Raw genomic sequence first — 10,612 nt, 5'->3', positions numbered from 1 at the left:
CTGGGCAGCCGTGCCTGCCATTGGCCGCCAGCCATCGGCCACCGATCACCGGCGGCCGGCCGCCCGCGCCAGCCAGCTGACACCTGCCACCGGCGGCCGGCCGCCCGCGCCAGCCAGCTGACACCTGCCACCGGCGGCCGGCCGCCCGCGCTAGCCGCCGGCTGCCAGCTGCCAGCTGCCAGCCACCTGCCATCGGCCATCTGCCGCCAGCCGCCGGCGGCCGGCCACCTGCCACCTGCCATCGGCCATCGGCCATCGGCCATCGGCCATCGGCCACCGGTGGTTGGCCACCCGCGCCGGCCATCGGCCACCTGTCATGGCCACCCGCCATCGGCGATCGCCGATCGGTCACCGGCGGCCAGCCACCGGCCACCAGCTACCAGCCATCGGCCACCGGCGGCCGGCCACCAGCCACCCTGCCCCGCGGCGTGTCACGAGCCGTGCCGCCCTGTCGCCGTTCGTCCGCCCCCGCGCCCCGTGCGACACCGGGGCCTCACGACCCGTTCGCCCGGGCTCTGGGGCATTCACCGCGTGAACGCCACCCGATCCGCGAGGATGGGGGCATGGGATTCCACGTCGACTCCGAGACCGGCACGCTGCGCCGCGTCATACTGCACCGCCCTGACCTGGAGCTCAAGCGGCTCACCCCCAGCAACAAGGACACGCTGCTCTTCGACGACGTGCTCTGGGTGCGCCGTGCGCGCGAGGAGCACGACGGCTTCGCCGACGTCCTGCGCGACCGGGGCGTCAAGGTCCATCTCTTCGGTGATCTGCTGCGCGAGTCCCTGGACATCCCGACGGCACGCGCACTCGTCCTGGACCGTGTCTTCGACGAGAAGGAGTACGGCCCGCTCGCCACCGACCACCTCCGGTCGGTCTTCGACGCGCTGCCGACCGGCGATCTCGTCGAGGCGCTGGTCGGCGGGATGACCAAGCGGGAGTTCCTGGACAGCCACGCCGAACCGACCTCCGTCCGCTTCCATGTCATGGACCTGGACGACTTCCTGCTCGACCCGCTGCCGAACCACATCTTCACCCGCGACACCTCCGCCTGGATCTACGACGGCGTCTCCATCAACGCGATGCGGTGGCCCGCCCGGCAGCGCGAGACCGTCCACTTCGAGGCGATCTACAAGCACCACCCGCTCTTCACCGGACCCGAGGCCGGGGGTTTCCACCACTGGTCGGAGGGGCAGGACGACTATCCCTCCACCATCGAGGGCGGCGATGTCCTGGTCATCGGCGAAGGCGCCGTGCTGATCGGGATGAGCGAGCGCACCACACCGCAGGCGGTCGAGATGCTGGCGCGGGGGATGTTCGAGGCAGGCTCGGCGCGCACGATCGTGGCGCTCGACATGCCGAAGCGGCGTGCTTTCATGCACCTCGACACGGTGATGACGATGGTCGACCGGGACGTGTTCACGCAGTACGCGGGCCTCGGCATGCTCCGCTCGTACACGATCGAGCCGGGCGCGGGCGGGAACGAACTCAAGGTGACCGACCATCCGCCGGAGCACATGCACCGCGCGATCGCCGCCGCCCTGGGGCTGGACAGCATCCGTGTCCTGACGGCGACGCAGGACGTGCACGCCGCCGAGCGCGAGCAGTGGGACGACGGCTGCAACGTGCTCGCCGTCGAGCCGGGGGTGGTCGTGGCGTACGAGCGCAACGCCACCACCAACACATTTCTGCGGAAGCAGGGGATCGAGGTGATCGAGATCCGTGGCAGTGAGCTGGGCCGGGGCCGGGGCGGTCCGCGCTGTATGAGCTGCCCGATCGAACGCGACGCCGTCTGACTCGGGCGTCGTCCGGGGTCTCACTCGGCGGGCTTCCGCGCCCCCCTTGCGCCCTGTATATCAATACGGAATAGCGTATATAGTTCCAAGGTCTCTGTATCGGTCCCGTACAGATCCCCTTATTCGCGAAGCAGGAGCAGCCACCATGGCGATACAACTCGCAGGCCGCCACTTCCTCAAGGAGCTCGACTTCACCGCCGAGGAGTTCCGTGGGCTGGTCGAGCTGGCCGCCGGGCTCAAGGCCGCGAAGAAGGCGGGCAACGAGGTCCAGCTCCTGCGGGGCAAGAACATCGCCCTCATCTTCGAGAAGGCCTCCACCCGCACCCGCTGCGCCTTCGAGGTGGCCGCCGCCGACCAGGGCGCCTCCACGACCTATATCGATCCGTCGGGCTCGCACATCGGGAAGAAGGAGTCCGCGAAGGACACCGCCCGGGTGCTCGGCCGGATGTTCGACGGCATCGAGTTCCGCGGCGACGCGCAGTCGACCGTCGAGGAACTGGCCGCCCACGCCGGAGTGCCGGTCTTCAACGGGCTCACCGCCGACTGGCACCCCACCCAGATGCTCGCCGACGTGCTCACGATGACCGAGTACTGCGACAAGCCGCTGGACCGGATGGTCTTCGCCTACCTCGGCGACGCCCGCTACAACATGGGCAACTCCTACCTCGTCACCGGCGCCCTGCTCGGCATGGACGTACGGATCGTCGCCCCCCGCGCCTACTGGCCGGCGGACGACGTCGTCGCGCTCGCCCGCAGGTCGGCCGAGACCAGCGGCGCCCGGATCACGCTCACCGAGTCCATCGCGGAGGGTGTCAGCGGCGCCGACTTCGTGGCCACCGACGTGTGGGTGTCGATGGGGGAGCCGCAGGAGGTCTGGGACGAGCGGATCGCGGCGCTCGGGCCGTACAGCGTGACGATGGACGTGCTGAGCGCGACCGGCAATCCGGACGTGCGGTTCCTGCACTGCCTCCCGGCCTTCCACGACCTGGGGACGGTCGTCGGATGGGAGATCCACGAACGCCACGGGCTCACCGAGCTCGAAGTGTCCGACGAGGTCTTCGAGTCCGCGCACTCCGTGGTTTTCGACGAGGCGGAGAACCGGCTGCACACCATCAAGGCGGTGCTCGTCGCGACACTGGCCCCCGACCTGGCCCCGGGCGTCGCGGAGCCGGACTTCGCCACGCCGGGCGGCTCGGCGCGCCGAACCCGCTCGTCACGCTGAGGTTCTGGAGCGGCCCGTCGCGCTGAGGTGCCGAAACGGCCCGTCGAGCTGGCGGGCCGAACCCGCTCGGCGGGCTGACGGGGCGAACCTCAGCGCGCCGACAGGGTGAACCAGACCGCCTTGCCCTGATCCGTGGTGCGGTGACCGCAGTCGGCGCTGAGCGTACGGATCAGGACCAGCCCCCGGCCGTGCTCCTGCCAGGGGTCCGGCATATGGCCGGGCACCGGCGTGGACAGATCGCCCGGCGGGCCCGGGTCGCCGTCGTGGACCTCGATCTGGCAGCCCGAGGGCAGCACCTCGACCACCAGCTCTATCGGCACGTCCGGATTCGTGTGCTCCACGGCGTTGGCGACCAGCTCGGCCGTCAGCAGCTCCGCCGTGTCGCTGTCCGCGCTCGGCCCGATGTCCGCCAGCGCCGTACGGATCAAAGCACGCGCCATCGGCACAGCCGCCGCGCTGTGCGGCAGTGTGATGCGCCAGAAGGCGGGGTCCGATGCGTCGGGCAAGGCGGAATTCCGTTCGAGGTGCTGTGGATCTGCCACGAGGTCCCCTTGCCGGAACTCGGGGAGTCTCCCGGCACGGGGGTGGGCCTGGGGTCAGCTTTACGGAGCGTAAACAGGTTCACAAGGGGCAGCGGACTGCCGGAATTAGGACCTCCGCCACATATCGTCCGGGACCTTCGGCCCATGGGGGCGGGACCAAGGAGGCGCCGGGACGGGACCAAGGGGGGCCCGGGGCGGGGTCGGAGGGGGCTCCGCACGGCGCCGACCGGGCCGGTTCGACATGTCGCGGCACCCTATCGCGTACTCGTGACGGCAGTCACGGAAGGGTGATATCTTTCTTGCGAGGGTCCGCCCCCGCGTCCCGGCGCTCCGGGCGACCGGCACACAGCATCGAGCTGAAGGAGGCCGCACCCCATGAGCCCGTTCTCCGGCTCCACCCCCCGCACCGAGGAGTGGCGTCATCTGCGGCTGACCCGCGAGGACGGTGTCGCGACCGTCACGCTCGCCCGCCCCGACAAGCTCAACGCGCTCACCTTCGGCGCCTACGCGGACCTGCGCGACCTGCTCGCCGAGCTGTCCAGGGAGCGGTCCGTCCGTGCCCTCGTGCTGGCCGGCGAGGGGCGCGGCTTCTGCTCGGGCGGTGACGTGGACGAGATCATCGGCGCCACGCTCTCCATGGACACCGCGCAGCTCCTCGACTTCAACCGGATGACCGGACAGGTCGTGAGGGCCGTCCGCGAATGCCCGTTCCCGGTGATCGCCGCCGTGCACGGGGTCGCCGCCGGGGCCGGCGCGGTCCTCGCGCTGGCCGCCGACTTCCGGGTCGCCGACCCCACGGCGCGTTTTGCCTTCCTCTTCACCCGCGTCGGCCTCTCCGGCGGCGACATGGGCGCGGCTTATCTGCTGCCGCGCGTCGTCGGTCTCGGGCATGCCACCCGGCTGCTGATGCTGGGCGAGCCGGTGCGCGCGCCCGAGGCCGAACGGATCGGTCTCATCAGCGAGTTGACCGACGAAGGCGCCGCCGACACCCGCGCGGCCGAGCTCGCCCGACGGCTCGCGGACGGCCCGGCCCTGGCGTACGCGCAGACCAAGGCGCTGCTCACCGCCGAGCTGGACATGCCGCTCGCCGCCTCCGTCGAACTGGACGCCGCCACACAGGCGTTGCTCATGAACGGTGAGGACTACGCGGAGTTCCACGCCGCCTTCACGGAGAAGCGGCCTCCCAAGTGGCAGGGCCGCTGACCGTGTCGACGGCACCCGACCCGGCGGCCGTACCCGGCCCGGCGGCCGTACCCGCCCGGCTCGACGCGTCGGCGGCCGTACCCACCCGGCTCGGCCCCGCGGCCGTACCAGCCCCACTCGGCCCGGCGGCCCCACCCGCCCCACCCGGCCCGGCGGCTGTACCTGCTCGGCTCGGCCCGGCGGCTGTACCTGCCCGGCTCGGCCCGGCGGCCGTACCCGCCCCACCGGGCCCGGCGGCCCCACCCGCCCGGCTCGGCCCCGCGGCCGTACCCGCACCGCGCGGGCGGGCGGGCGGCGCGCCTCTCAGGATCGCGGTCATCGGCGGCGGACCCGGCGGGCTCTACGCCGCCGTCCTGCTCAAACGGCTCGACCCGCGCCGCGAGATAACCGTCTGGGAGCGCAACGCCCCCGACGACACTTTCGGCTTCGGGGTCGTCCTCTCCGACGAGACCCTCGGCGGTATCGAGCACGCCGACCCCACCGTCCACACCGCCCTCCAGGGCGAGTTCGTGCGCTGGGACGACATCGACATCGTCCACCGGGGCCGCACCCTGACCTCCGGCGGCCACGGCTTCGCCGCCCTGGGCCGCCGCCGGCTCCTTGCCATCCTGCACGAGCGCTGTACGTCGCTGGGTGTACGGCTCCGCTTCCGCACCCAGGCACCGCCCGCCGCCGAACTCGCCGCCACCCATGACCTGGTGATCGCCGCCGACGGTGTCAACAGCCGTACGCGCGCGGCCCACGCCGACGTCTTCCGGCCCACCGTCACCAGCGAGCGCTGCCGCTACATCTGGCTCGCCGCCGACTTCGCCTTCGACGCGTTCCGCTTCGAGATCGCCGAGACCGAGCACGGCGTGATGCAACTGCACGGCTATCCGTTCTCGCCCGGCGCCAGCACCGTCATCGTGGAGATGCGCGAGGAGGTCTGGCGAGCCGCCGGGTTCGACACGCTCGACGAGCGGCGGTCCACCGAGCGCTGCGCCAAGATCTTCGCCGACGCGCTGGGCGGCCGGGCGCTGCGCGCCAACAAGTCCTCCTGGACCGCGTTCCGTACGGTCGTCAACGAACGCTGGAGCCACGGCAACACGGTCCTCATCGGCGACGCCGCCCACACCGCGCACTTCTCCATCGGCTCCGGCACGAAGCTCGCCGTCGAGGACGCCCTGGCGCTCGCCGCCTGCGTCGAGGAGAGCCGGCCCGGGCGCGGGGCCGACGGCCGGCCCGATCTGCCGGCGGCGCTCGCCGCGTACGAGGCCGAGCGGCGGCCCGTAGTGGAGTCCACGCAACGGGCGGCGGCGGCGAGTCTGCGCTGGTTCGAGGAGCTGGCCACCTACACGGACCAGCCGGCCCGGCAGTTCGCGTTCGGTCTCCTCACCCGCAGCCGCCGCGTCACGCACGACAATCTGCGGCTGCGCGACGCCGGGTTCACCGGCGCGGTGGAGGAGGACTTCGGCTGCGAGCCCGGCACGCCCCCGATGTTCACCCCCTTCCGGCTGCGCGGCCTGACGCTGCGCAACCGGGTCGTCGTCTCGGCCATGGACATGTACGTCGCCGAGGACGGCGTACCCGGCGACTTCCACCTCGTGCACCTGGGGGCCCGTGCCCTCGGCGGGGCGGGGCTCGTCATGACCGAGATGGTCTGCGTCAGCCCGGAGGGCAGGATCACCCCGGGCTGCACAGGGCTCTGGACGGACGAACAGGGCGCGGCCTGGCGGCGGGTGACGGACTTCGTGCACCACGGCGCGCCCGGCACCCACCCCGCGCCCGATGCCCCTCCCGCGCCCTATGCCCCTCCCACGCCCGGCGCCCCTCCCACGCCCGGCGCCCCTCCCGCGCCCGGCGCCCCTCCCGCGCCCGGCGCCCCTCCCGCGCCCGGCGCCCCTCCCGCGCCCGACGGCCCCCACGCGCCCGGCGCCGCGATCGGTGTCCAGCTCGGGCACTCCGGACGCAAGGGCTCCACCCGTCTCATGTGGGAGGGCATGGACCAGCCCCTGCCCGGTGCCAACTGGCCGCTGGCCGCCGCCTCGGCGCTGCCGTACCTCCCCGGCGTCAGCCAGGTCCCGGGGGCGCTCGACCGGGCCGGACTGACCGCGATCCGCGAGCAGTTCGCCTCGGCGACCAGGCGGGCCGCCGAAGCGGGCTTCGATCTGCTCGAACTCCACTGCGCGCACGGGTACCTGCTCTCCGGCTTCCTCTCCCCGCTGACCAACCTCCGGACCGACGCCTACGGCGGCGACCTCGCGGGACGGCTCCGCTATCCGCTGGAAGTCTTCGACGCGGTGAGGGAGTTGTGGCCCGACGAGCGGCCGATGACGGTCCGGATCTCCGCCACCGACTGGGCGGCGGGCGGCAACACCGCCGAGGAGGCGGTGGAGATCGCCCGCGCGTTCGTCGCGCACGGCGCGGACGCGATCGACGTGTCGACGGGGCAGGTCGTCCCGGACGAGCGCCCCGAGTTCGGCCGCTCCTACCAGACCCCGTTCGCCGACCGGATCCGTAACACCCTCTCGGTGCCCGTCGTCGCCGTCGGTGCCATCTCGTCCTGGGACGACGTCAATTCACTGCTGCTGGCCGGGCGCGCCGATCTGTGCGCCCTGGCCCGCCCGCACCTCTACGACCCGCACTGGACCCTGCACGCGGCGGCCGGCCAGGGCTACAGCGGTCCCGGCGCGCCCTGGCCGCTGCCGTACCGGGCGGGCAGCCGCACACCCCCGACGGGCCGCACGGACGGCCCGAAGCCGAGGCTCACCCTGACGTGACCGGGCCCGCGCCCTCCCCGTCCGCCCGGCGGTCCCCGCCGTTCAGACACTCGTGGCAGAGGCAGCCCTCGGGGTGCGCCGCTCCGGCGTGGGTCTCACCGCGGTACCGCGCCGCCAGCCCCTCCAGCGCCGGGGCCAGCTCCCGCGCGGACTCCTCCGTGAGGCCCTCGGGGCGTGCCCGGCGCAGGACGGCGGGGGAGTACACGAGTTTCGGCCGGAAGGTGTGCAGGTGCCGGGTCGGGGTGGCGATGGTGATCCAGTGGCCGGTGTTGCGCGCCTGGCCGATCGCCGTGACCTCCATGTTGCCCATGCCGGGGTAGTCGAGGACCACGAAGACCCGGGCGCCGCCCTTGAACGCCTTGGTGCCGGGGCGCAGTTCCCAGCCGCCGTCGCCGTAACGGCGCCACCGTACGACGTTGGCGACGACCATCCACCGCGGTTCCGGAGTCTCGTCCATGCTCCCGATGATGGCCGGAGCCGCCCCGGCGAGTCATCCGATTTCACTCTGGCCGTACGAACCGGGCCCCCGCGTCCCGCAGTTGGGCGTGCAGCGCGGTGAACACCTCCGCCGAGCGCCCGCCCGGCCAGCCCTCGGGCAGCAGCTCCACCGGCAACCCGGGGTCGGCGTAGGGCAGTCGGCGCCAGGAGTCGAGAGCCGTCAGATAGTCCCGGTAGGCGTCCTCGGCGGATCCGGCGCCGGACGCGTTCCCGGACGCGTTCCCGGACCCGTTCCGGGTTCCGTGCGTCTCCCACCATCGCAGCACCGGCTCGTGCGCCTTCAGGAACTCCGTGTGCAGCGTGGCGATGGCGTCGAGGTCCCACCACCGTCCCACCGCGTCGGCCGTCGCCGCGAAGCCCAGATGCTCGCCCCGGAACAGGTCGACGTACGGGTCGAGCCGCAGCCGTTCCAGCGTGTGCCGCGTCTCCTCGTGCAGATGGCCCGGCGCGATCCACACCCCCGGCGCGGCGGTCCCGAAGCCCAGCCGTGCCAGCCGCGACCGCAGCAGATGGCGCTTGTGCCGCTCGGCCTCGGGGACCGAGAACACCGCCAGCACCCAGCCGTCGGACAGCCGGGGCACGGGACGGTCGTAGATGCGCCGGTCGCCGTCGTCGAGCAGTTGCCGGGCGTCCCGCGAGAGCGCGTAACCCGCCGCGCCCTCCGGCGTGCGCTCGGCGATCAGCAGTCCCCGGCGCTTGAGCCGGGACACCGACGAGCGCACCGACGGCGCGTCGACCCCGAGCGCGCCGAGCAGCCGGACCAGCTCGGCCACGGCGAGCGGGGCGCCGTCCGGGGTCCGGCCGTACGCGCCGTAGAGGGTGACGATCAGGGATCGCGGGGTGTGCTGCTCGGCCACGTGATCACTCTAAGGGGTGGACGGGGCGGCTCCTGAGCCGTGTTCAGGCGGTCGGGCGGAGCCGGAAGCGCTGGAGTTTGCCCGTCGGCGTACGGGGGAGCGCGTCCAGGAACTCGAAGACGCGCGGGCATTTGTACGGCACCAGCCGCGAGGTGACGAACGCGCGCAGCGCCTCCACCGTCTCCTCGTCGGCCCGGGCCCCGTCACGCAGCACTATGTACGCCGCCACTATCTGGCCGCGCAGCTCGTCGGGACGGCCCACGACCGCCGCCTCCGCCACGTCCGGATGCGCCAGCAGCGCCTCCTCCACCTGGGGCCCCGCGATGTTGTACCCGGCCGAGATGATCATGTCGTCGGCGCGCGCCACATAGCGGAAGTAGCCGTCGGGCTCCCGCACATAGGTGTCGCCGGTGAGGTTCCAGCCGTCGCGTACGTAGACCGACTGGCGGGCATCGGCGAGATAGCGGCAGCCGACCGGGCCGCGTACGGCCAGCAGCCCCGGCTCCCCGTCGGGCACCGGCTCGCCGGACCCGTCGACGACGCGCGCCTCCCACCCGGGCACCGGCAGGCCCGTCGTGCCCGGCCGCGCCGCCCCGTCGGCCGCCGAGATGAAGATGTGCAGCAGCTCCGTGGCGCCGATGCCGTTGATGACGCGGATTCCCGTCCGGTCGTACCAGTCCTGCCAGGTGGCGGCGGGCAGGTTCTCCCCCGCGGACACGCAGCGGCGCAGCCCGGAGATGTCGTACGCGCTCCCGCCAGCGTCCGCCAGCTCGTTGAGCATGACCCGGTACGCGGTCGGCGCCGTGAACAGCACCGACACCCCGCGCCCGGTGACCGCCTCCAACAGCTGCTTGGGGCCCGCGTGTTCGAGCAGCAGCGTCGACGCGCCCGCCCGCATGGGGAAGACCACCAGGCCGCCGAGGCCGAAGGTGAAGCCGAGCGGCGGACTGCCGGCGAACACGTCGTCCGGCCCGGGGCGCAGCACATGGCGTGAGAACGTGTCGGCGATGGAGAGCACATCGCGGTGGAAGTGCATACAGCCCTTGGGCCGCCCCGTGGTTCCGGAGGTGAAGGCGATGAGCGCGACATCGTCGGCCGCCGTCTCCACCGCCTCGTACGTCTCGGGTCTGCGCTCCGCCAGCCGGAGCAGATCGTCCGGGGCGTCCCCTCCGTACGTCGTCACGCGCAGCCCCGGCACCTCGGCCTTGACCAGGTCGTCCACCGACCTGATGTCGCAGAGCGCGTGCCCGACCCGGGCGATCTCGCACATCGTGGCCAGCTCACGCGCCCGCTGCTGCGCGAGCACCGTCACGGCCACGGCGCCCGCCTTCAGGACGGCGAGCCAGCAGGCTGCCAGCCAGGGAGTGGTGGGGCCGCGTAGCAGCACGCGGTTGCCCGGCACCACACCGAGGTCCGAGGTCAGGACATGGGCGATCCGGTCAACCTGGGTACGCAGCCGGCCGTACGACCAGGTCTCGCCGGACGGGAGATGGAAGACGGGCCGGCCGGCGCCGAAGCGCTCCACGGTGCGGTCGAGCAGTTCCACGGCGCAGTTGAGCCGGTCGGGCCCGCGCAGCCCGGGTGGGTCGAAGACGAGCTCGGGCCACTGCTCGGGCGGGGGCAGATGGTCGCGCGGAAAAGTGTCGCGGTGCGCCGAGGGTGTCAGAACCGCCGGGGTCAGCTCCATCGTTCGCCCCCTCGTGGGGTGGCTTGGTGGCTTTGTGCTTCGAGCGTA

8 protein-coding genes are annotated in these 10,612 nt (G+C 72.7%); 4 read left to right on the top strand and 4 right to left on the bottom strand.

All coding sequences use genetic code 11. From position 1 onward, the window contains the following. The first annotated feature begins 563 nt into the window (after positions 1-563). Positions 564-1,796 (top strand): arginine deiminase, encoded by a 1,233-nt coding sequence (locus ACFWU9_RS34730; protein WP_384325071.1) that lies wholly within the window; start codon positions 564-566, stop codon positions 1,794-1,796. Between the two features lie 145 nt (positions 1,797-1,941). After that, complete coding sequence (argF, locus tag ACFWU9_RS34725; protein WP_384325070.1) at positions 1,942-3,018, top strand: ornithine carbamoyltransferase; 1,077 nt, start codon at positions 1,942-1,944, stop codon at positions 3,016-3,018. 89 nt (positions 3,019-3,107) lie between these two features. On the opposite strand, the gene ACFWU9_RS34720 is transcribed toward argF, so the two are convergent. Beyond that, on the bottom strand, positions 3,108-3,524 hold the full coding sequence (locus ACFWU9_RS34720; protein WP_384325069.1) for an ATP-binding protein: 417 nt from the start codon (positions 3,522-3,524) through the stop codon (positions 3,108-3,110). A gap of 411 nt (positions 3,525-3,935) precedes the next feature. Here ACFWU9_RS34720 and ACFWU9_RS34715 point away from each other — a divergent pair, with 411 nt between their 5' ends. Together ACFWU9_RS34715 and ACFWU9_RS34710 are read left to right on the top strand one after the other, a co-directional pair. Then, positions 3,936-4,763, top strand: coding sequence for an enoyl-CoA hydratase family protein (locus ACFWU9_RS34715; RefSeq protein WP_384325068.1), 828 nt, complete (start codon positions 3,936-3,938; stop codon positions 4,761-4,763). 308 nt (positions 4,764-5,071) lie between these two features. Continuing rightward, positions 5,072-7,522, top strand: a complete 2,451-nt coding sequence (locus tag ACFWU9_RS34710) for an oxidoreductase (protein ID WP_384325073.1) — start codon at positions 5,072-5,074, stop codon at positions 7,520-7,522. Here ACFWU9_RS34710 and ACFWU9_RS34705 read toward each other — a convergent pair. From ACFWU9_RS34705 to ACFWU9_RS34695, 3 genes are read right to left on the bottom strand one after another with little or no spacing between them, the layout of a single operon-like run. Then, the gene (locus ACFWU9_RS34705) at positions 7,509-7,979 is read right to left on the bottom strand and encodes a hypothetical protein (RefSeq protein ID WP_384325067.1); all 471 of its coding nucleotides are present in this window, start codon (positions 7,977-7,979) and stop codon (positions 7,509-7,511) included. The two genes, ACFWU9_RS34710 and ACFWU9_RS34705, sit on opposite strands and share 14 nt — an antisense overlap. A 43-nt stretch (positions 7,980-8,022) precedes the next feature. Beyond that, the gene (locus ACFWU9_RS34700; RefSeq protein ID WP_384325066.1) at positions 8,023-8,877 is read right to left on the bottom strand and encodes a PaaX family transcriptional regulator C-terminal domain-containing protein; all 855 of its coding nucleotides are present in this window, start codon (positions 8,875-8,877) and stop codon (positions 8,023-8,025) included. A gap of 43 nt (positions 8,878-8,920) precedes the next feature. After that, entirely contained in the window at positions 8,921-10,564 is a 1,644-nt protein-coding gene (locus ACFWU9_RS34695; protein WP_384325065.1) for an AMP-binding protein, read from the bottom strand. Positions 10,565-10,612 lie beyond the last annotated feature (48 nt).

The organism is Streptomyces sp. NPDC058653 (genome assembly GCF_042716895.1).
In the GTDB taxonomy this organism is placed as follows: Bacteria; Actinomycetota; Actinomycetes; order Streptomycetales; family Streptomycetaceae; genus Streptomyces.
The sequence above is the reverse complement of the archived record's forward strand: the minus strand, read 5'-3'. Positions and strand labels throughout refer to the sequence as shown.